The following is a 22,232-nucleotide window of genomic DNA, read 5'->3' on the forward strand; positions in this document are numbered from 1 at the left end:
GATGAGCACGAGTCCGTCATCGAGGCCCCGTGCCAGGCCGGCGGCGGCTCCGGTTCCCCGGGGCGGCGCGGCACCGCGGGTCAGCCGTGGCGGCAGGCGCGCCGCGACGTATGCGCACCGCGGATCGTCCGGGATGGCGCCGGAGAACACCGCGGCCGCCTTCGAGCTCGCGATCGCCGAGGGCGCCGACTACATCGAGACCGACGTCCAGCTCAGCGCCGACGGGGAGCTGGTGATCATCCACGATGTGACGCTCGCCCGCACCACCGACGCCCGGCTGGCATTCGCGGACCGCGCACCCTGGAACGTGCGCGACTTCACCCTCGCCGAGCTGAAGAAACTTGATGCAGGGGGGTGGTACGAGGCCGAATTCAGCGGCCAGCACATCCTCACCTTCGACGAACTGCTCGACCTGCTCGGGGGTCGGGTCGGCCTGAACCTCGAGCTGAAGTCGCCCGCGGTGAATCCCGGGCTGGCGCAGGCGGTCGTCGCCCGGCTGCGCCGGCGTCGCGACTGGATCGAGCCGGGCGCCCGCCCGCGGCCGCTGATCGTCGGTTCCTTCAATGAGCAGGCCCTCCGGGACTTCCACACGCGGCTGCCCGATGTCCCGGTCTCGCTGATCACCTACGGCGTGCCGGCGGGCGGGAAGCTGACGGACCTCGGCGGGTGGATCTTCTCGGTCAACCCGGACATCCGCCGGCTGCGGCCCGAGGACGCGGCCCGCGTCATCGAGGCGGGCATGGCCCTGGTGCCGTGGACGGTCGACTCGCCGGAGCTCTGGCGGTGGGCCCTGGACCTCGGCGTCGACGGCATGATCACCAACTACCCGTACGCCCTGACGGACATGCTGCACGGCCGCGGCCCGGTACGCGGTGCGGCAGGCGTGGTCATCGAGGACATCAGGTACCACTCCCCCGGCGAGCACGTCGTGCTGCGCAACGTCTCCGACCAGCCGGTGGACGTCTGCGGCTGGTACCTGCGCAACCAGGCGTCCAACCGGATCGTGGTGGGCGACGGCCACGTCATCCCACCGGGCGGGCTACTGCGGGTGCACACCGGCCCGGGCACCGACGACGCGACCGCCTACCACGACGGGCGTGCCACCGCGTTCTGGAACGGCACCAACGGCGACTCCGCCGGGTTGCACCGCGCGGACGGCGCCATCGTCGACCTCTACGCCTACGTCATCTGAGTCGGCGGAGACACGAAGAGGGGCCGGCTCCGCCGGAGCCGGCCCCTCTCAGACCCGCTGGTCAGCTGACCGACTTGTTGTAACTGTCGATCGCGGGCTTCACGCTCGCCGCGGCGTCCTTCATGGCCTGGTCGGCCGGCTTGCTACCGACGATCGCCGCCTCCAGGCCGTCCTCGGACGCCTTGCGGGCCTGCGGCATCACGCCGAGCAGGCAGCCGGCCGACGCCACCGACGGCGGCAGGGCGTGCAGCTGGTCCACGGCGGTCTTGAACTGCGGGTACTGCGCCACCCAGTCCTTGTCGATCTGCTCGTCGAGCGCCTTGGCGTTGACCGGCACGTACCCGGTGCCGGTGTGCCACTTGGCCTGTTGGCTCGGGCTCGCGGCGAACTTCACGAACTCCCAGGCGGCCCGCTTCTCCTTGTCGCTGTGCCCGACGCCGTTGATCCACAGCGAGGCGCCGCCGATGATCGGCCCGCCCGTCGCCGAGCTGTTCGCCTTCGGGTACGGCGCGGTGAGGACGGTGAACTTGCCCTTGGCCGCGTCGATGTAGCCACGCATGGCGCCCGTGGACTCCAGGTGCATCGCCACCGTGCCGGCCTTGAAGGCGGCCTGGGCGTCGTCGGTCTTGCGGCCGGTGTTCGTGGCGTAGCCGCCCTTGACCAGGTCCGCCCACCACTGCGCGACGCGCACGCCGGTCTCCTGGTCGAACTGCACCTTCGTGGCGAGACCCTTGCGGCCGTTCCCGTTGTCGCAGTACTCCTTGCCGTCGGTCGCGATGAGCTGCTCCAGCAGCCAGCCGTAGATGGCGGCGCCGAAGCCGTACTGGACGGTCTTGCCGGCGGCGTCCTTGACGGTCAGCTTCTTCGCCACCTCCCCGATCTCGTCGAGGTTCTGCGGCGGCTTCGTCGGGTCGAGGCCAGCCTTCACGAAGGCTTCCTTGTTCAGGTAGAGCAGCGGGGTGGACGTGTTGAACGGCATCGACTGGAGCTTGCCGTCGATCGAGTAGTAGTTGGCGATGTTCGGTTCGATGTCGCCCGCGTTGAACTTGTCCTTGTCGATGAACTTGTACATCGGCACGGTCTGCTTGGAATCGACCATGAAGCGGGAGCCGATGTCGTAGATCTGCACCAGCGCGGGGGTGCTCTTCTGCTGCACCGAGGCCTTGTACTTCGCGATCGTCTCGTCGTAGTTGCCCTGGAAGATGGCCTTGACCTCGACCTTGCCACCGCTCTGGGCGTTGAAGTCGGCGACCAGCTTGTCGATCGCCGCGGCGTTGGCGCCCTTCATCCCGTGCCAGAACTCGATGGTGGTCTTGTCGGTGGCCTTCTCGAGCACCTCCGCGCCGGGCGCTTCGAGGGCGTCCTTGCCGGAATCGGTGCCGGACCCGGAACCACCGCACGCCGTCAGCGCGGCGGCGGCGACCAGGGCGACGAATGCCGTCATGCTCCGGCGGAGCCTGGGTTGTCTCACGGGTTTCTCCTCTTTGAGAATTAACGCAGCGCGCCGGCGGTCAGGCCGCGGACGATGTAGCGCTGGCCGAAGAGCACGACGGCCAGGGTGGGGAGCAGGGACAGCGCGACGCCGGCGAGGACCAGGCCCGGCTGCGCCACCTCGGCGTCGTTGAGCTGCGAGATGCCGATCTGCAGGGTCTGGAAGTCGGAGTCGCGGATCAGGATCAGCGGCCAGAAGTACTGGTTCCACGCCGAGAGGAAGACGTAGACCCCGACCGCCGCGATCGAGGGCTTGGACAGGGGCACGATGACCCGCCACAGCAGGCGCCAGTGGCCGCACCCGTCGATCACCGCGGCGTCCCGCAACTCGGTGGGGAACTGCAGGAATGCCTGGCGCAGCAGGAACGTGCCGAACGCCGAGGCGAGGAAGGGCAGCACGAGCCCGAGGTAGGTGAGGCTGCCCCGCGCCAGGCCCCAGCCGGAGATGGCCAGGTAGTTGGGGATGATGATCGCCTCCCACGGCACCATGAGGGTGGCGAGGAAGAGAGCGAAGGTCGCCGCCTTCGCCGGCAGGCGAAGGAACGCGAAGGCGTACGCGGCCAGGATGCTCGTGACGATCTGGGCCACCGTGATGACCCCGGCCTGGATGGCCGAGTTGACGTAGAAGCGGCCGAGCGGCACTGAGTCGAAGACGTCGGTGATGTTCTTCCAATGCAGGTCGTGCGGCACCAGCGCGGGCGGGTAGGTCGCCAGGTCACCGGGACCCATCACGGCGCCGACGAAGCCGTAGTAGATGGGGAACAGGACCGGGATCGCGGCCAGGCCGAGCACGACGTAGACGGCGACCTGCCCGAAACTGAGCTTCTTCATCGATAGTGGACCCGCCGCTCGAGGACGCCGAACTGGACGGCCGTGCAGCCGAGCATGACGACCAGCAGCACGACGGCCTGAGCGCTGGCTGATCCGAAGTCGGAGGACCCGAAGGCGAACGCCTTTTCGTAGATCGAGTAGACCAGCGTCGTCGTGGCCTGGTCGGGGCCACCCTTGGTCAGGATGTGGATCTGCCCGAAGCTCTGCAACGCGTGGATCGTGGACACCACGACGAGGAAGAACAGCTGTGGAGACAGCAGCGGCACGGTGATCCGGGACGCCAGCCGCCAGCCGGTCGCGCCGTCCAGCCGCGCCGCCTCGACCACCTCGGGTGAGATCGCCGCGACGCCGGCGGAGAGCACGAGGACGTTGTAACCGAAGTTCATCCACACCGTCGCGGCGGCCACGGCGGGCAGCGCGATGGACGGGTCGGTGAGCCAGTTGACCCGGTCGATCCCGAGGGATCCGAGCAGGCCGTTCGCCACACCGATCGCCGGGTTGTAGATGACGGCGAAGACGACCGACGCGGTCGCCACCGAGAAGGCGAACGGCAGCGCGAACGCGGTGCGCAGCACCCGTACGCCGCGGATGCGCGCCTCCAGCAGCAGCACCACGACCAGCGCGCCCAGGACGGCCGGCACCACGGAGAACAACGTGAACAGGCCCGTCGTGGCGAGCACCTTGCCGAACTCGGCGGACAGCATCTCCCGGTAGTGCTCCGCACCGACGTACATCGACGGGGCGCCGAAGAGGTCGTTGCCGTGCACGGACAGGTACAGGGTGCGCCCCAGCGGCCAGAACACGAACAGCGCGAAGACGACGACCGACGGCAACAGCAGCAGCCACCCGAGACCGGTTTCGGCGAGGCGCGCAGGTGCCATTCGTCGGACTGTGGAGGGTGTGGACTCTGTGGTCGGCGCGCGGTCATCCGGTGGGGCGCTGACGGTAGGCGGGGGCGGCACGGCAGCACAGTACCAACGGCATCGACCGAAAGAAATCCTTCCGTGCGGGACCCGGAGCTGGAATTTCTTTCCACTGGTGGTCGATCCTCGACCCTGGCAAGATCCGGCCCTGGACGGCAGACTGGCGTTCGTCACCAGGCCGTTTGACGGTGCACAGGCCGACCGCCCGGCATAATGCCAGTTGGCCCAGGGACGTGAAGGGATGGGCGATGAGGCTCGGTCTGCACTACTGGAACTTCTCCACGCCCGCCGACCCGTCCGAGATGGCGGGGACCCTGGCGGAGACCGCCCGGATCGCGGAGCAGGCGGGCGTGTCCGCGTTCACCGTCATGGACCACTACTTCCAGATGGAGTTCACCACCTCCGCCGAGGAGCCGATGCTCGAGGCCTACACGACCCTCGGTTACGTGGCGGCCAAGACCGAACGGATGACGCTCGGTGTCCTGGTCACCGGGGTGATGTACCGCTACCCGGGCCTGCTTGCCAAGATCGTCACCACGCTCGACGTGCTCTCCGGCGGGCGGGCGCGGCTCGGCATCGGCGCGTCGTGGTACGACCGTGAGCAGCGCGGCCTCGGCGTACCGGACGTCCCGGTCACGGAGCGTTTCGAACGGCTCGAGGAAGCGTTGCAGATCTGCCTGCAGATGTGGAGCGACAACAACGGCCGGTTCGACGGCAGGCACTACCAGCTGGCGGAGACGCTGAACGTGCCGGCGCCGATCAGCCGACCGCACCCCCCGATCATGATCGGCGGCGGCGGCGAGAAGAAGACCCTGCGGCTCGTGGCCCGCTACGCCGATGCCTGCAACCTGTTCGGCAACAGTCCCGCGGAGGTCGCGCACAAGCTCGACGTACTGCGGGAGCACTGCGCCGCCGAAGGCCGGGACTACGGCAGCATCGACAAGACCGTGCTGGTCATGCGACCGGCCCTGCCCGACGTCGACGCGTTCGTTGCCGAGGTGGCCGAGTACGCGGCGCTCGGCGCGACCGAGGTGCAGACGATGCCCGACCGCCACCCGGTGGAATTCGCGCAGGAGCTGGCCGAGCAACAGGTCGCCGTGCGGCTCGCCGAACTCGCCTGATCCTCTGGACTCGGCCACCAGCCGGACGTGGAGCAGCTGATCGCCCCGCCGTACCCGAAGCACGGCGACGACTCGGGCGGGGCCTGAGCCGTCGCCGCGATCCCCCGTCGTCGGTCGCATGCCCCAGTCCGACAAGGACGACCCGTGGAAGAACATCGTGGAACTCGATGCCGTCCCGCATGTCAACGACCCCCGCCACCGGCCAGGCCGAATCCCCCGTCGCGCCCGGCGTCAGCCCGCAGGCTCACGAATCTGTCGCGGTCGGCCCTGCCCGTCCTCGCGGTCGATCCGCAGCTCCCGCTCGAGCTCGACGATGACGGCGCGCAGGTCGTCCAACCGTTGGGTGAGCGCGATGCGGTCGAGTTCGTCGGGGATCCCGTCACCGTCCTCGTCGTAGTCCGGTGACAGCCGCTCGGTCATCTCCAGCCGGCGGGCCTCCTCCATGGAGTTGACGATGACCGCGATCAGGATGTTGAGCAGCAGGTTCACCGTGATCAGAACGAAGCTGACGTAGTAGACCAGGGTCCACGGCGACACCGCCATGCCCTGCTGGAGCAGGTCCGGCAGCGTCTCCAGCGACAGCAGCACGAACAGGGTCAGCAGCGAGCGGCCGATGTCGCCGTACTGCTCCGGGTACCGCTCCCCGAAGATCAACCAGCCGGCCATGCCGTACATGTAGAGGGTGACCGCGGCCAGGGCGAGGAAGCCCGCGACACCGGGAAGGCTCCGCCACAGCGCCGCCACGATGGTGCGCAGACCGGGTGAGAACCGCACCAGCCGCAGCACCCGGGCGACCCGCAGGAACCGCAGCACCCCCGAATCGCCGTGCAGACCGGGAATGAAGATGGTGGCCGTCACCAGGAAGTCGAAGACGTTCCAGCCGTGCCGGAAGAAGTCCTGCGGCCGACGACCGTAGGCCAGCACGCGGATCCCGATCTCAACGACGAAGACGAGCCGGAAGAACCACTCGAGCCACCGCAGGACCGGGTGCGCCGCACCGAGGTCGCGGTAGGTCTCGAAGCCGAGCACGACCCCGTTGAACATGATGACCATGACGATCACGACGTCGAAGGGGCGCGAGTCGGCGATCAGCCGGCAGCGGTCCGCCAGACCGGACCGCCGGACAAGCGGTGCGCCTCGTTGTCCGGGCACGATGGGGGGCCTCACCGCCTCGAACCGCCCGCGCTCCCATCGGGAGCGTCGGACTGAGCGGCTGTGCGGTGCCGGACAAGCATGCCGACAAGCCTAAGGTGCGGCCGGTTCACGTCCGTCGCCGTCCCCGTGCTGGCCTCGCCCGCGCTTGCCTGTTGCCCGGCGTCAGGGCGTTGCTTCGATGATGCGCAGGTCGCGGTCGGCGCCGTCGCCGAGCGCCCGCAGTGCCTCCTGGTAGGCGGGGGTCTCGTGGGCGGCGACCGCGGCGTCCACGCTGTCGAACTCGATGAGTGTCGTGCGCTCCAGCACGCCGGACTCGAACGCGTGAGCCGGCAGGCCGCGCGCCAGGAACGTGCCGCCGGCGGCGCGCAGCGCCGGGCCTGCCAGCTCCGCGTAAGCGGCGACCTTCTTGTCGTCGCTGATGGCCCGGTAGGTGGTGATCCAGTAGGCCTTCGGCACCGTCGCTGCCCCCCGCTCGGTTGGACGGCATCCCCTGCTGGAATACCGTGGTTAGGGTAGCGGCCACCCGACCGGCCCGGTCACGCCTCGGCGCTCTGGTCCACCGGATGAAGCCCCGCGCCACCCACCACGTCGCGCAGCTGTTCGGCACGGGCACGCGTGGCCTCGACCACCCGACGTACCTCGGTGCCGTCCGTGGCCTCGCGTCCGTCGCGCCGCACCGGTGCTCGCAGGTGCACCTCCCGCGCTCCGGTCTCCGCGAGCACCTGCCGGACGTTGTGCGACCGGATGCCGCCGCCGGCGATGACCCGCAACCGGTCACCGGCCCGCTGCCGCAGTGCGGCGATGCGCGGGGCGCCGGCCAGCGCGGTCGGCGCCCCGCCTGAGGTGAGCACCGCGTCGGCCCCGAGGTCGATGAGTTCCTCGATCGCCCGCAGCTGGTCGCCGACCTCGTCGAAGGCCTTGTGCACCGTCACCGGCAGCGGTCCCGCCGCCTCGATCAGGCGCCGCAGCACGCCCAGATCGAGGCCGCCGGCGGCGGTGACGGCACCGACCACGACCCCGACCTCGAGACCGTGCGGATTGGGCAGGCCGCGGATGGCCTCGATGTCGGCGAGCATGACCTGCTCCTCGATCTCGCTCACCCGGAAGTCACCGCCGCGGGGACGGACCATGACCCGTACGCCGACCCTGCGCAACGTCCGCAGCGCGACCCCGACCGTGCCCAGGCTCGGGGTGGTGCCGCCCTGGCCGAGGTCGGCGCAGAGCTCCAGCCGGTCGGCTCCGGCGGCCTCGGCCACCAGCGCGGTCGGCACGTCACTCACGCAGATCTCGACCGTGGTCATGCGGCCGCCCCGGCCCGGGCGGACGCCGCGGTCGACTCCGGACGCAGCGGGAAGTGGCAGGCTACCTGGTGCGCGTCGCCGGCCAGCGGCGGCTCGGTCTGGCAGATGTCCTGGGCCAGGGGGCAACGGGTCCGGAACCGGCACCCGGTGGGCGGGTCGAGCGCGCTGGGCAGTTCGCCCCGGATGGTCACCCCGTCGCGCGCGGTCGCGGCGTTCGGCGTGACGGTGGGGACGGCGTCGATGAGCGCCTGCGTGTACGGGTGCCGGGCGGCTCGGACCACGTCCCGCGCGGGCCCGACCTCGACGAGCTTGCCGAGGTACATGACGCCGATCCGGTCCGCCATGTAGTCGACGACGGACAGGTCGTGGCTGATGAAGACGTACGCCAGACCGAGCTCACGCTGCAGGTCCCGCATGAGGTTGAGAACCTGCGCCTGGATGGACACGTCCAGCGCGCTCACCGGCTCGTCGCCGACGATCAGCCGCGGTTGCAGGGCCAGCGAACGGGCCAGTCCGATGCGCTGCAGCTGACCGCCGGAGAACTCGTGGGGGTAGCGCTCCAGGACCCGCCGCGACAGTCCCACCTGGTCGAGCAGCGTCGCGATCCGCGCCCGGCGCTCCGCCGCGCCGCCCACCTTCTGGATCTCGAGGGGTTCGGCGAGGATGGCGTCGACGCGCATCCGCGGGTTCATCGCGGCGTAGCTGTCCTGGAACATCAGTTGGACCTGCCGGTGCATCCGGCGGCGCTCCCGTCCGGCCAGGCCGGCGATGTCCGTACCGTCCAGCATGATCTGCCCTGCGGTCGGCTGCTCCAGCCCGACGGCCAGCCGGCCCACGGTGGACTTGCCGCAGCCGGACTCGCCGACCAGCCCGAACGTCTCGCCCGGGCCGACGTCGAACGACACACCCGCCACGGCGCTGACCTGCCCCGCGGTCCGGCGCAGCAGCCCGCGGCCGTGCGCGGCGTAGTTCTTGACCAGGTCCCGCACCGACAGGACGGGCTCGGCCGCCGGCACACCGGGTCCGGCCACCGCGCCGTCAGGATCCGGCACCGGCTCGACGCGCACCGGGGCGGGCAGGCTGACCGGTGCGACGGTCCCCGCCGGAACCGGGTGCAGACAGGCGTGCTGGTGCGCGCCGGCCGACAGGGTCACCTCGGTGGTCCGGCAGTCGTCGGTGACCTGCCGGCAGCGTGGCGCGAAGCGGCAGCCGGTCAGGGGCCGGGACAGGTCCGGCGGTAGGCCCGGGATGCTGTAGAGGCGGGCGTGTTCACCGGACTCCCGGATCGCCGACTCGGGGAGCGCCTCCATCAGCGCCTCGGTGTAGCGATGCCGTGGCGAGCGGAACAGCTCTCCGGTCGCGGCGGTCTCGACCACCCGCCCGGCGTACATGACGGCGACCCGGTCGGCGCGGCCGGCGATCACCCCGAGGTCGTGGGTGACCAGGATGACGGCCATCCCGAACTCTTCCCGCAGGTCGTCGATGAGTTCGAGGATCTGCCGTTGGGTGGTGACGTCGAGCGCGGTGGTCGGCTCGTCGGCGATGAGCAGGCGGGGGGAGCAGATCAGTGCCATCGCGATGGCGACCCGTTGCCGCATCCCGCCGGACAGCTCGTGCGGGTAGTTGTCGACGATCCGCTCCGGGCGCGGCATCCCGACCCGGCGCAGGATCTCGATGGTCCGCTCCCGGGCCTCCGCCCGGCCGACCCGCTCGTGCACCCGGAGCGGTTCGCCGACCTGTGCGCCGATCCGCATGGTCGGGTTGAGCGAGGTGAGCGGGTCCTGGAAGACCATGCCCATCCGGACGCCACGGATCCGGCGTACCTCGTCCGCCGGCAGCGATCGCAGGTTTCGGCCCTCGAAGAGGATCTGTCCCCCGGACACCCGGCCGCCGGGCGGCAGCAAGCCCATGATCGAGAGCGCGGTCATCGTCTTGCCGCTGCCCGACTCCCCCACGACGCCGAGGGTCTCCCCCGGCATGACCTGGAGACTGACCCCGTCCAGGGCGTGCACCGTGCCGCGGCGCAGCGCGATGTCGGTGTCGAGGTCGCGCAGTTCCAGCAGGGGCTGGCCCACTGCCGGCTCGCCGGCTGCCGGCGCGTGTCGGACGGTCGATTCGCTCATTTTCTGCTCCTGCTCAGCGTCGCCGGAGGCGGACCTCGAAGGCGTCCCTCAGCCCGTCCCCGATGAAGTTGAAGGCGAGGACGATGAGGATGATGGCGATGCCGGGCGGGTACAGCAGCCACCAGTGGCCGCTGTAGGTGTCCGCCAGGCCGTCGGAGAGCATCCCGCCCCAGTTCGCCGCCGGCGGAGGGACGCCGAGGCCGAGGAAGGACAGGTACGCGACGTAGAGGATCGCGTCGGCGACCTGGAAGGTCGCGTTGACGATCACGGTCCCGATGGCGTTCGGCACGATGTGCCGGCGTACCGCCCGGCCGCCGGTGCCACCCATCCCCCGCATGGCCTGGACGTACTCGCGGGAGCGCAGGGTCAGTGCGTCACCCCGGACCAGCCGGGCCGGTCCCAGCCAGGCGAAGGCGCCGATGATGACGATGAGCATGGACACGCTCGGCGTGACGATGGCGGCGAGCAGCATGAAGAGGAACAGCGACGGGATCGACATCATCGCGTCGACGACCCGCATCATCGCCGAGTCCACCCAACCGCCGGCGAACCCGGCGACGGCGCCCCAGATCGTGCCCAGGACGGTGGCGAGGATCCCGGCGGCGAGCCCGACGATGATCGAGGTCTGCCCGCCGAGCATGAGCCGCCCCAACTGGTCGTAGCCGACCCCGTCGGTGCCGAGCGGATGCCCCTGCTCGCCGGGGGCCAGGTGTACCGCGGTGAGGTCCGTGTGCACCTGGTCGGTGTGGTAGAACAGCGGACCGAGGAAGCAGATCCCGGCCAGCAGGACGAACAGGCCCAGGCCCACCAGGGCGAGCCGGTTCTCGCAGAAGACGACCAGGCCCTGCCGCCAGAGGCCGCGCACCGGCGCCTCGGCGTCGGCCGGCTGGTCGGGGGCGGCACCTGGGCGGACCGCCTCGGAGAGTGTGGTCATGACGCGCTCCGCTGGAGTCGGACCCGGGGATCGACGGCGGCGTAGAGCAGGTCGGCGACGAGCGCGCCGACCACCGTCGCGATCGAGATGATGACGGTGACCCCGAGCAGGATCGGGAAGTCACGCTTGAGCGCCGCCTGCCAGAACAGCTGCCCCATGCCGGGGAAGTTGAACAGCGACTCGACGACCAACGCCCCGCTGAACAGCGCGGGCAGATACATCCCGAGCAGCGCGATGACCGGGAACAACCCGTTGCGCAGGGTGTGCCGCAGCACCACCCGCCGCTCGGAGAGGCCCTTGCTGCGGGCGGTGCGGACGTAGTTCTCGTTGAGGTTGTCGACCATGGCGGAGCGGACGTAACGCGAGTAGACCGCGATGGTGACGATGGCGAGTGTGATCGTGGGCAGGACCAGCCCGGCCGGATCGGCGAGCACCTCCGCCACCGTGAACCCCTGCGGCGCCTCGGGCGGCAGGATCGGCCAGACCTGCGAGAAGAGAATGATCATCATGAGGCCCATGAAGAAGATGGGCGTGGCGTACGCCAGCAGCGACAGCGAGGTGATGGCGTAGTCGGGCCAGCGGTTGCGGCGTACCGCCTGGATCACCCCGAGCGGGATCGCCAGCACGATGGCGAGCACCGTCGACAGCAGCGACAGCACCATCGTCTTCGGCAGCCGCTGGCTGATCGCCTCGACGACCGACTGGTTGAGCTGGTACGAGTAGCCCAGGTCGCCCTGCAGCAGACGTTGCACGTACATGCCGTACTGCTGGATCCAGGGCCGGTCGTAGCCCATGTCGTGGTTGAACGCCGCCAACTGCTCCAGCGTCGCCTCCTTGCCGAGGGTGGCGCGTGCCGCGCCCCCGGGCAGCAGGTGCAGGATGAGGAACGCGATCACCGTGACGAGCACGACGACGACGAGGGCCTGGCCCAAGCGCGTGATGAGGTATCGGACCACCTGGGCCCTGCCTCCTCCCCGGTCGGGGGCCCCGGCGGCGCGGTGGGCGCCGCCGGGGCCGGGACGATCAGTGATCGGTCACTTCCAGGACCAGTCCTGGAAGTACATGAAGTTCATCGGGTCCTGCGGCTCGACCCCCTGCAGACCGGACCGGTACGCCGAGACCTGGAACACCGGGTTCGGCATCCAGAGCACCGGCAGGTCCTTGGCGAGGAAGTCGTTGTACGCCTTGAGCGCGCTCTCGTCGCCGGAGAACTGGGTGGCCTCGATGAGCTTGTCGGCCTCCGGGTTGCTGTAGCTGCCCAGGTTCACCGGGGCGCCGGTGGCGAAGAGCCGCTCGCCGCTGGCGAACGCCGGGTAGTACCAGCTGCCCTGCGAGCCGAAGAAGGACATGTCCCACGAGCAGGTGGCATCCGTCGGCTTGCAGGCCGGGGTGACCGCGACCGAGTCGGGCACCTCCTTGATGGTCAGCTGGATGCCCAGCTTGGCCATCTGCGACTTGATCTCGGCGAACATCTTGGTCGTGGCGGCGAAACCGGTCTGGCTGGTCACGGTGAGGTTCAGCGGCGTGCCGGCGGCGATGCCGTCACCGCACTGGTTCGGCCCGGTGCCCGGCGTCTGGCAGGTGGTCTGCCCGTCCGGGGTCACCTTCCAGCCGTGGCTCTCCAGCAGTTCCTTCGCCTTGGCCGGGTCGAAGGAGTACGCGCAGGCGGCGGCGTCGGCGCCGTTGGTGCCCGGCTTGGCCGGCACCGGGCCGCACGTCGGCGCGGCCGTGCCGGACCAGATCACCTTGCTGATCGTCGGCTGGTCGATGAGCATCTGCAGCGACTGCCGCAGGTACGGCTGCTTGAACAGCACCCCGGTCTTCGGGTTGTTGAAGTTCAGCTGCAGGTAGGTGACGGACCAGCCGTACCACGGCGAGACCGTGTAGCCCTTGGACTTGAGGTAGCCCTCCTGGGAGAGGTTGGCCGCGGGCACGTAACCGTAGTCGATGTCACCGGCGCGCAGGACGTTGAACTCGGCGTCGTCGCCGGTGAACGGCCGAAGCACGATCTTGGCGAGCTTCGGCTTGTCCACGCCGGAGTAGTTCGGCTGGGCGGCGAGGGTGACCTCGCCGTTCGGCACGTACTTCGCGAGCTTCCAGGGGCCGCTGTTGACCTTCCACAGCTCGTTCGAGTCGTAGGTCTTCGGGTCCTTGGCGGCCGTGGTGAGGAAGTCGAAGACCTTCTTCGCGCCCGCCGGCGTGCTGGCCAGGTCGCTCACGGCCGCGGTGGCCGAGTCCTTGTCCCAGGCGTGCTGCGGCATCGGGGTGATCTTGTTGAGCTGGTTGTCGACGAACCACGCGGTGTTGAAGACCTTCGTGGTGGTGATCGAGAAGGTCTTGTCGTCCTTGACCGACCACTGCGCGATGTTGTCCGGGAGGCCGCCGACCCGGTAGGACGCCCACTTGTCCTTGTTCGCCCGGACGAGGTCGTACCAGAACTGGATGTCCCTGGTGGTGACGGGCTTGCCGTCGGACCAGGTGTTGTCCTTCAGCGTGATGGTCAGCGTCCGGCCGCCGTCGCTCACCACCGGCGCCTCGGCCATCGAGCGCTGGGGGTCGATGTTGTACTGCGCCGTGCCGTCCAGCTTGTACTGGTAGAGGGACCGGTACAGCGCCTGGCCGAAGATGGCGTTCTCGCCCTGGGTGAAGCCGGGTGCCGAGATCGGCAGGATCCAGTTGGGGGTACGGAAGGCGACGGTCGCGGTGTCCTTGCCCTGACTCCCGCCGTCCTTCGACGAACCGCTGCCACCACCGCAGGCGACCAGACCCGCCCCGAGGGCGACCGCGCTGGCTACCGCGACCGCGCCGCGGAGGGCTCGCCGGGGAAATCTGCTCCTCATGAATCTCCTCGATTGATGTGCACTGCCCCGCGTCTCCGGGCGCTACCGGCGGTGCCACGCGTTCGGCCGCCTGGTGCTGCTCCTCGACGTTCGACGCGGAGAATGTATCCGGGCCGAAGTTTGGAGTCAACGAAAGTTACCCTCTTTATTCGGAGACTTCGGCCAGGCTACGATCTAAGTCGGCGAAGCATCGACCGAAACTCTTCGCGTGGGCTCCGGAACGCACCCTGCCGGGCACTGCGACACTGAGGCGGCGCCGGAGGACCGCCCGAACAAGGAGAGGCACCCTTGGAACCATCGATCTCCGCCACGCTGCGAGACCAGACCCTGAGCCTGCTGGCCAGCGGCACGGTCACCTCGCGCGCCGATCTCATCGAGGCGTTGCAGGTCGCCCCCTCGACCGTCACGAGCGTGGTACGCCGGCTGCTGGAGGAGGGCGTCATCCTCGAGGAGGGGGTGGGCCGGTCCACCGGGGGACGACGCCCCCGGATCCTGCGCCTGCGGGAGACCAAGGGGATCCTCGCCGTCGCCGAGCTGGGCGGCCGGCACGCCCGGGTGGGGTTGTGCGCGCCCGACGGAGGGCTGCGCACCACCGAGGAGGTGGCCATCGACATCGCCGCCGGGCCCGCAGAGGTGTTCGAGGTCGTCGGGGCGACGGTCGACCGGCTCCAGGCGGCGACCGCGCCCGGCCAGGAGTTGCTCGGGGTGGGCGTGGCCCTTCCCGGTCCGGTCGAGTTCCCGGGTGGGCGGCTGATCGGCCCGGCCCGGATGCCCGGCTGGAGCGGCGTCGACGCGAGGGCCCGGCTCGCCGAGCGCTTCCCGGTGCCGGTGGTCGTCGACAACGACGCCAAGGCGGCGGCGATCGGCGAGTACGTCACCCGGAGAGACGAGTTCAGCGACATGATCTACGTCAAGGCCGGCACCGGCATCGGCGCCTGCCTGGTCAGCGGCGGTCAGATCTACCGGGGCGGGCGCGGCCTCAGCGGCGATGTCACCCACGTCCGCGTGGCGGACAGCGGCGAGCGGGAGTGTTCCTGTGGCAGCCGCGGCTGCCTGGAGACCGTTGCCAGCGGCGCCGCCCTGGCCCGCCAGTTGGCCGAGCAGGGCTCGTCGGCGACCACGATCCGGGAGATCGTGGCAGCGGTCAGCGACGCCGACCCGACCGTGGTGACCATGGTGCGCCACGCCGGCCGGCTGCTCGGCGTCGCCCTCTCCGGCCTGGTCAACTTCCTCAACCCCGACGCCGTCGTCATCGGCGGCGCGCTGTCCAGCCTCGACGTCTACGTGGCCGCGACCCGGGGGATGCTCTACGAGCGCTGCCTACCGTCCATGACCCAGTCCCTGACCATCGAAGCCAGCGTCGCGGGCCCGGATGCGGCCCTGGTCGGCCTCGGGCACCTGCTGCGCACGACGACCGACGTACGACCCTCCTGAGGAGCAACACCCGTGCCCCGTCCCCTCCGCGTCGCCATCGGCGGCATCCACATCGAGTCCAGCACCTTCTCGCCGCACCTGAGCACCGCCGACGACTTCGAGGTCACCCGGGGCGATGCGCTGCTGGCGCGATACGACTGGCTCTCCCCCACCCAGCCCTGGGCCGCCGACGTCGAGTGGATCCCGCTCGTGCACGCCCGGGCCCTGCCCGGCGGGGCGGTGGACCGGGCGACGTACGAGGTGTGGGCCACCGAGCTGGTCGAGAAGCTGGGCGTCGCCGGCCCCCTGGACGGCATGCTGCTGGACATCCACGGCGCGATGACCGTCGTCGGGAGCGACGACGCGGAGGGCGAACTCGTCACCGCCATCCGGTCGGTGATCGGGCCGGAGCCGTTCGTCTCCGCCGCGATGGACCTGCACGGCAACGTCTCGCAGGTGCTCTTCGACGCCTGCGACCTGCTCACCTGCTACCGCACCGCCCCGCACGTCGATGTGTGGGAGACCCGTGAGCGCGCCGCCCGGAACCTGGTCGAGGCGCTGCGCCGGCAGCAGCGCCCGCACAAGGCGCTGGTGCACGTGCCGATCCTGCTGCCGGGCGAGATGACCAGCACCCGCGAGGAGCCGGCCCGGGGACTCTACGCGCGGATCCCCGAGGTCGAGGCCCGGAAGGGCGTCGTCGACGCGGCGATCTGGATCGGGTTCGCCTGGGCCGACCAGCCGCGCTGCCGGGGCGCGGTCGTCGTCACCGGCACCGACGCCACGGCCACCACCGAGGCGGCCCGCGAGCTCGGCGGGCACTTCTGGGCGGCCCGCGACGAGTTCGCCTTCGTCGCCCCCACCGGCTCGATGGACGAGTGCCTCGACACCGCTCTGGCCGCGGTCGCCGAGCCGGATCGGCGACCGTTCTTCATCAGCGACTCCGGCGACAACCCGGGCGCCGGCGGTGCCGACGACGTCACCTTCGCCCCGGAACGGATGCTGGCCCGCCCCGAGATCCGCGACGGCTCCCGTCGTGCCGTGTTCGCCTCGCTGGTCGATCCGCTGGCCGTGGCGCAGATCGCCGACCAGCCGCTCGGCTCACCGGTCCGGGTGACCGTCGGCGGGCGGATCGACTCCCGGGACCCGGGGCCGCTCCCGCTCGACGGGATCCTGGAGGCGGTCGCCGACGATCCCGACGGCGGGCGGTGCGTCAGCGTACGGGTCGGCGGGCTCAGCGTCTTCGTCACCTCACGCCGGATGCAGTACCGCCTGCTGGACTCCTACGCCCGGCTGGGCGTCAAGGTCGACGAGGTGGATCTCGTCGTGGTGAAGATCGGCTATCTCGAACCCGAACTGTTCGACGCGGCCGGAGACTGGCTACTCGCCCTGACGCCGGGCGGCGTCGACCAGGACCTCGCGCGGCTGCCGTACCGGAACGTGGTGCGACCGGTGTTTCCCCTGGACCGCGACTTCACCGCGGACCTCACCGTGGTGACCGGGTGATCGCGTGACCCAGCCCGAAGACCAGTGCGTCCTCGCCGTCGACGTCGGCGGAACGACCATCAAGGGGGCCGTGGTCGGCGCGGACGGCCGGTGCCGGCACACGGTGACCGCCCCGTCGCGCGCGGACGACGACCCGGTCAAGGCGGTCCGGTCCCTGTGCCTCCAGCTGCGCGACGACGCGCTCGATCTCGGCGCCACACCCGCCGCGATCGGCGTGGTCACGCCGGGCCTCGTCGACGAGACGAACGGGGTGGTGCGGTACGCCGCCAACCTCCGGTTCCGCAACGTGCCGCTCCGCGCCCTCGTCGGGGACGACCTCGGGCTCCCGGTGGCGGTCGGGCACGACGCGCGGGCGGCCGGCGTCGCCGAGGCGGTGGCCGGGGCGGCCCTTGGACTGGACAACTTCCTGCTGCTGCCGCTGGGCACCGGCATCGCCGCGGCGGTGGTGGTGCACGGCGAGCCGGTGCCGGGCGCGACCGACTCGGCCGGCGAGGTCGGCCACATGCCGGTCCACCCCGGCGGAGAGCCGTGCAGTTGCGGGCAGCGGGGATGCCTGGAGGTCTACGCCTCCGCCGGCGGGCTGGCTCGCCGCTATGCCCGACTCGGCGGAACCCCGGGCTCGGACAGCCGAGCCATCGCCGACGCGGTGGCTACCGATCCGGTCGCCGCCGCCGTCTGGAACGACGCGACCCAGGCGCTGGGGATCGCCCTGGCGACCCTCACCCTGACCCTCGACCCGGCCCGCATCGTTCTCGGCGGTGGGCTGGCGGACGCGGGCGCGCTGTTCTTCGACCCGGTACGCGACGCCCTGCGCGCGGCCCTCGCATGGCGGACCCCGCCCCCGGTTCTGCGCTCCGCGTTCGGCCCACAGGCCGCACAGATCGGCGCCGCCATCCTGGCCCGACGGCTCGCCGGCCTGTCCGTTCCCGACGGTTGGGGCGCACCGGAGCCAGGAGAAGGATGAGCCGAACTGCGTGGTGACCACGACCAGGACGATGACCGGGGTGGCCTGGAGACCTTGACGACGCCCGTTCGGTGCGAGTGGATTGGGCGTACACAGCTGGCGGAGCGCTGCTCCGTCAGTCCAAGGGAGGGGATCCACATGGCAGTCCCACGCCTGCGCGGTGCCGCGCTCGCCTCAGTCGCCCTGGTGACTGTCGGATCGGTGGTGGCACCGGACACGGCCGGCGCAGCACCTGGCAACCCCGGAGCCCCTCGCTACTCGGCCGGCGCGGCGAGCGTCGGCGACCCGTACTTCCCGGACGAGGGCAACGGCGGATACGACGCCCAGCACTACGACATCAACTTCTCCTACGACCCGGCAACCCGGTTCATGGCCGCCACCGCCACCGTCACCGCGATCGCCACGCAAGATCTCGACCGGTTCAACCTGGACTTCCGCGGTCCGGAAATCTCGTCGCTGACGGTCAACGGGCACGCGCACGACGTCACCCGAGACGGCCAGGAACTGATCGTCACGCCCCGCCCGAAGCTCAAGACCGGGCAGGCCTTCACCGTGGTGGTGAGGTACGCCGGCGTACCGGGTCCGATCACCGACCCGGACGGGTCGATCGAAGGCTGGGTGCCTACCGACGACGGCGCCTTCGTCGTCGGGGAACCGCAGGGGACGCCGGCCTGGCTGCCCACCAACGACCACCCGACCGACAAGGCCACCTTCCGGTTCATCGCGAAGGTGCCGGAGGGACTCACCGCCGTCGGCAACGGCCAGCTCCTGTCCGAGGAGACCCGCGACGGCTGGACCACCTTCACCTGGGACTCGACCGAGCCGATGGCCAGCTACCTGGCGACGATCACCATCGGCAAGTTCGTGGTCACCAGGTCGACCACGCCGAGCGGGATCCCCGTGTACGTCGCGACCGACCCCCGGCAGGTCGCCGGGTCCGCCGCCGCGGTCGCGCAGATTCCAAAGATGATCGACTTCTTCTCCTCGACGTTCGGCCCGTACCCGTTCGCCTCGACCGGTGCGATCATCGACCGGGCACCCGACGTCGGCTACGCCCTCGAGACCCAGACCAAGCCGATCTTCTCCGGCGCGGCGAGCGTTGGCACCATGGCGCACGAGCTGGCACACCAGTGGTACGGGGACTCCGTCTCCCCGCAGCGTTGGTCGGACATCTGGCTCAACGAAGGCTTCGCCACCTACGCCCAGTGGATGTACACCGAGTACAACGGCGGCGCGTCGGTCAGCCAGACCTTCAACAGCGGCAGCAACTACGGTCGGGCCGCGTCGTCGTCGTTCTGGCAGATCGTCCTCGCCGACCCGGGACCCGAGGACATGTTCAGCAACATCCCGTACAACCGGGGGGCGATGACCCTGCACGCGTTGCGGGGCAAGGTCGGCGACGGCACCTTCTTCCGCATCCTGCGCGAGTGGGCGGCCAGCCACCGGTACAGCCACGCCTCAACGGCCGACTTCACCGCTCTCGCCGAGCGGGAATCCGGGCAGAACCTCGCTGCCTTCTTCGACGTGTGGCTGTTCCAGAAGGGCAAGCCCACGGCCTGGTGACGGCGGCTCCATGGGCTTGGCTGCCGGCTGCGCTCTACTCCGCGTACTGCTCGTCCTCTCCGCCGGCGTAGGACGACGTCAGGCTCACGGCCGCGCAACGCCTCAAGTCATCCTCAAATCCAGCTCGGCCAATCCTTCGTAGCGAAGGACCTGCCTACGCTCAACGCATCCGGCTCTCTCACGGTCCTCCCCGAACCCGTCACGGCGACCACCGTCGTGCACGGGTCGACCCTGCGTGAGCTCGGCGTGACCGTCGCGGAGGGACGGCCCGACCCGCAGCCGGGCCGGCCACCGCGTCAACCGCACGTCGCAAGGAGAAGGAGGGGAGAATGCGACCCATACGACGACGCATTGCGCTTTTCGCGCTGCCCACCCTGGTGGGAAGCGTCCTCATGGCAACCGGGCCGGCGGGTGCTGATCCCGCCGGATCGGCAGCCACGGCAGGCTCAGCACGATCCAGCCTTGAGGTTCCGGAGGCCGCACGCCTCGTACGCATCAAGCTGACCGGCGCCGACATGCTGGACAAGGTGGTCGCCGCGGGCTTCGACCTCGAACACGGTCTCCGGCGCGTGCCGACCGGCATCGAAGGCGAGGCGGTGGCGACCGCAGAACAGGTCGCCGAACTTGAGGCGCTGGGCGTCGAGATCCTCGGCGACGGCGAGGGCTTCGCCTGGAGCGAGGCGGCCGACGGCGGCCTCCAGGCCGTCCGCGCGAAGGCTGTCCAGCCGCTCGCGCACGAGGAGACGGTACGGATCGCCCGTGCCGACTGGTTCACGACGAAGGGCCAGGGCTTCCTCTACGTCGAGGCCCGGACCACCGAAGGGGCGCAGACGAGCCCGATCGTCACGATGCAGCTCGAGAACGACTCGGGCCCGGGCACCTCGTTCGGCTCTGCCCGGACAATGAGCCGGTTCGTCGATTCCGGGCAGTACATGTTCCACCGGAACCTGTTCAAGCTCGACGCGCGCCCGAGCCAGATCCGGGTCACGAGCTCGACGGGGGGCGTCGCCACCGGCTTCGTCTCCAACTGGCTCGAGGACGGTGCGCCGCCGCTGACGGCGAACCCCGCCTACAAGTGGGACTTCGTCGACGGTTACCGGCACCCGCAGCAGCTGTTCAGCCGCGCCGAGGAGATCGCCCGCCAGTATCCGGACATCGCCGAGATCGTCTACCTGCCGAACAAGACGAACGGCTACCAGCGGAAGGCGCAGGCCACGATCGGCGGCACCGGGCAGGGCGCCGTCGTCGTCAGCTCGGCCGCATGGGGCCACGAGGGCGGCAACGACATCACCGTCGAGTTCGTGAACCGGCCGGGGGCGAACCTCCCGCTCGGGGTCGAGGTTGCGGGCAAGGCGGTCCGCGTCCTCCTCGCGAAGGACGCCTCCGGTGGGCTGGCGAGTACGGCCGCACAGGTCGCGGCGGCACTGGAGAGCCAGTCCCAGGGCCTGATCGACCGGGCGCACCCGTATCGCACCAACGCGGGCACCGGCATCGTCGCGGCGTCCTCCGGCCCGGTCGCGCTGACCGACTTCCTGGACCAGAAGCGCGTCGGCGCGCCGGAGGGCGAGGTGCCGCGCGGCCCGGCCACGATCCCCGTCCTGCGGATCGGCAAGCACCGCGACGGCAGGAACCCGGGTGTGCTGATCCAGGCGCAGGACCACGCCCGTGAATGGGTGCCGGCGACGACCAGCCTGGAGTCGGCCGAGCGTCTGGTGCACAACTACAAGTCCGACTGGGAGACGAAGAAGATCGTCGACAACACCGACATCTTCCTCATCTTGTCCAACAACCCCGACGGGGCGAACTACAGCTTCTACAACTTCGCCTCACAGCGTCGGAACATGACGAACCACTGCGCGGACGACAACGCCGATCCGGCCCGGCGTAACTCCTGGGGCGTCGACCTGAACCGGAACTACCGGGTCGGGTCGGCTCACGACGGCTACTCGGGCGGGTCGAACAGCTGCGTCAGCGACACCTACCAGGGACCGGAGAAGCTGTCCGAGCCTGAGTCGAAGAACATCATCTGGCTGGTCGAGAAGTACTCGAACATCAAGTTCATGATGTCGGTGCACTCCAACGGCGGCCAGCTGTTCTGGCAGCCGGGCGCCTACATCGCGGACGGACGGATCACCACGCCGCGTCCGCCGCTGGGTGACGAGGCGTTCTACTGGCAGTCGGCGGCCAGGATCCTGTCGCAGGTCAAGGCGCACCGGCAGACCGTCGTCACGCCGGAGAACGTCGGCGGCTCGTCGGACGTCCTCTACTCCTCCGCGGGCAACGTGCGCGAGGACCTCTACCACACCTACGGGATCTACGCCTTCGGTTGGGAGGTCGGCGGCTCGATCTACAACCCGGCCACCGGCAACTGGCAGGGCGGTTCGTTCCAGCCGGCGTGGGTGGGAAACCCGGACCTCGTCAGCGGCCACTCCGAGACGATGGAGTACGCCAACGGCATCATGGAGATGTTCCGGATCGCGGCGGAGTGGGGCAAGGACAACCAGAAGCCGACGTCCCGGCTTGTTCCCGGCGGCGGGAAGTACTCCGGGCCGGTCGACGTGCGCTTCGAGACGAGCGAGCCGGCCACCATCTACTACACGACGGACGGCAGCCGGCCCACCCTCGAGTCGCCGCGCTACGCGGCGACCGAGTTCCGTGAGCCGGGGCAGGTGTTCCACGTAACCGAGACCACCACGTTCCGCTGGTTCTCGGTCGACAGCGCCGGCAACATCGAGCAGAACTACGACCCGTCGAGCAACGACAAGCGCAACAACTACCGCACGGCGACGATTACCGTCGTCGAGCAGTAGTCAGGCGCCACGGCGCCCTTCTGCGATCATTGCCTCGTCAGCGGGGTTCGCCCTCGCTGACGAGGCAA

17 protein-coding genes are annotated in these 22,232 nt (G+C 70.1%); 7 read left to right on the plus strand and 10 right to left on the minus strand.

The features are described 5' to 3' along the window. Position 1: 1 nt before the first annotated feature. Positions 2-1,192 (plus strand): glycerophosphodiester phosphodiesterase family protein, encoded by a 1,191-nt coding sequence (locus B0E53_RS00785; RefSeq protein ID WP_107074147.1) that lies wholly within the window; start codon positions 2-4, stop codon positions 1,190-1,192. Between the two features lie 61 nt (positions 1,193-1,253). Here the strand turns inward: B0E53_RS00785 and B0E53_RS00790 are convergent, their stop codons facing one another. From B0E53_RS00790 to B0E53_RS00800, 3 genes are read right to left on the minus strand one after another with little or no spacing between them, the layout of a single operon-like run. Then, positions 1,254-2,636 carry an ABC transporter substrate-binding protein gene (locus tag B0E53_RS00790; RefSeq protein ID WP_210405841.1) on the minus strand — a complete coding sequence of 461 codons (1,383 nt, stop codon included), beginning with the start codon at positions 2,634-2,636 and terminating at the stop codon, positions 1,254-1,256. A gap of 47 nt (positions 2,637-2,683) precedes the next feature. Then, on the minus strand, positions 2,684-3,514 hold the full coding sequence (locus B0E53_RS00795) for a carbohydrate ABC transporter permease (protein WP_107074149.1): 831 nt from the start codon (positions 3,512-3,514) through the stop codon (positions 2,684-2,686). Next, on the minus strand, positions 3,511-4,395 hold the full coding sequence (locus B0E53_RS00800; RefSeq protein ID WP_107074150.1) for a sugar ABC transporter permease: 885 nt from the start codon (positions 4,393-4,395) through the stop codon (positions 3,511-3,513). Before B0E53_RS00800 ends, B0E53_RS00795 begins: the two co-directional genes overlap by 4 nt. Before the next feature lie 290 nt (positions 4,396-4,685). On the opposite strand from B0E53_RS00800, the gene B0E53_RS00805 reads away from it, so the two are divergent. After that, positions 4,686-5,558, plus strand: a complete 873-nt coding sequence (locus B0E53_RS00805; protein WP_107074151.1) for an LLM class F420-dependent oxidoreductase — start codon at positions 4,686-4,688, stop codon at positions 5,556-5,558. A 231-nt stretch (positions 5,559-5,789) separates the two neighbouring features. Here the strand turns inward: B0E53_RS00805 and B0E53_RS00810 are convergent, their stop codons facing one another. The 7 genes from B0E53_RS00810 to B0E53_RS00840 all read right to left on the minus strand — a co-directional run bounded on the left by B0E53_RS00810 (position 5,790) and on the right by B0E53_RS00840 (position 13,911). Continuing rightward, positions 5,790-6,725: an ion transporter gene (locus tag B0E53_RS00810; protein WP_348639637.1), complete on the minus strand. Its 936-nt coding sequence runs from the start codon at positions 6,723-6,725 to the stop codon at positions 5,790-5,792. A gap of 150 nt (positions 6,726-6,875) precedes the next feature. Continuing rightward, the gene (locus B0E53_RS00815; protein WP_107074153.1) at positions 6,876-7,169 is read right to left on the minus strand and encodes a DUF1330 domain-containing protein; all 294 of its coding nucleotides are present in this window, start codon (positions 7,167-7,169) and stop codon (positions 6,876-6,878) included. An 80-nt stretch (positions 7,170-7,249) separates the two neighbouring features. After that, positions 7,250-8,014, minus strand: coding sequence for a copper homeostasis protein CutC (locus B0E53_RS00820; RefSeq protein WP_107074154.1), 765 nt, complete (start codon positions 8,012-8,014; stop codon positions 7,250-7,252). Next, the gene (locus B0E53_RS00825) at positions 8,011-10,137 is read right to left on the minus strand and encodes an ABC transporter ATP-binding protein (protein WP_107074155.1); all 2,127 of its coding nucleotides are present in this window, start codon (positions 10,135-10,137) and stop codon (positions 8,011-8,013) included. Before B0E53_RS00825 ends, B0E53_RS00820 begins: the two co-directional genes overlap by 4 nt. A gap of 13 nt (positions 10,138-10,150) precedes the next feature. Then, the gene (locus tag B0E53_RS00830; protein WP_107074156.1) at positions 10,151-11,071 is read right to left on the minus strand and encodes an ABC transporter permease; all 921 of its coding nucleotides are present in this window, start codon (positions 11,069-11,071) and stop codon (positions 10,151-10,153) included. After that, the gene (locus B0E53_RS00835; RefSeq protein ID WP_107074157.1) at positions 11,068-12,027 is read right to left on the minus strand and encodes an ABC transporter permease; all 960 of its coding nucleotides are present in this window, start codon (positions 12,025-12,027) and stop codon (positions 11,068-11,070) included. The genes B0E53_RS00830 and B0E53_RS00835 overlap by 4 nt, the downstream gene beginning before the upstream one ends. A gap of 78 nt (positions 12,028-12,105) precedes the next feature. Further along, entirely contained in the window at positions 12,106-13,911 is a 1,806-nt protein-coding gene (locus B0E53_RS00840) for a peptide ABC transporter substrate-binding protein (RefSeq protein ID WP_107074158.1), read from the minus strand. A 288-nt stretch (positions 13,912-14,199) separates the two neighbouring features. Between B0E53_RS00840 and B0E53_RS00845 the strand changes: the two genes are divergently transcribed. From B0E53_RS00845 to B0E53_RS00865, 5 genes are all read left to right on the plus strand, one after another. After that, positions 14,200-15,345, plus strand: coding sequence for an ROK family transcriptional regulator (locus tag B0E53_RS00845; protein WP_107074159.1), 1,146 nt, complete (start codon positions 14,200-14,202; stop codon positions 15,343-15,345). Between the two features lie 12 nt (positions 15,346-15,357). Next, positions 15,358-16,827, plus strand: a complete 1,470-nt coding sequence (locus tag B0E53_RS00850; RefSeq protein WP_107074160.1) for a M81 family metallopeptidase — start codon at positions 15,358-15,360, stop codon at positions 16,825-16,827. Positions 16,828-16,831: 4 nt separating this feature from the next. Next, a complete protein-coding gene (locus tag B0E53_RS00855) occupies positions 16,832-17,791 on the plus strand; it encodes an ROK family protein (protein WP_107074161.1) in 960 nt (319 codons plus the stop codon). Between the two features lie 138 nt (positions 17,792-17,929). Beyond that, positions 17,930-19,354: a M1 family metallopeptidase gene (locus tag B0E53_RS00860; protein ID WP_107074162.1), complete on the plus strand. Its 1,425-nt coding sequence runs from the start codon at positions 17,930-17,932 to the stop codon at positions 19,352-19,354. A gap of 515 nt (positions 19,355-19,869) precedes the next feature. Next, positions 19,870-22,164 carry a M14 family metallopeptidase gene (locus B0E53_RS00865; protein ID WP_107074163.1) on the plus strand — a complete coding sequence of 765 codons (2,295 nt, stop codon included), beginning with the start codon at positions 19,870-19,872 and terminating at the stop codon, positions 22,162-22,164. Positions 22,165-22,232: the final 68 nt, after the last annotated feature.

Source organism: Micromonospora sp. MH33 (assembly GCF_003013775.1).
In the GTDB taxonomy this organism is placed as follows: domain Bacteria; phylum Actinomycetota; class Actinomycetes; order Mycobacteriales; family Micromonosporaceae; genus Micromonospora; species Micromonospora fulviviridis.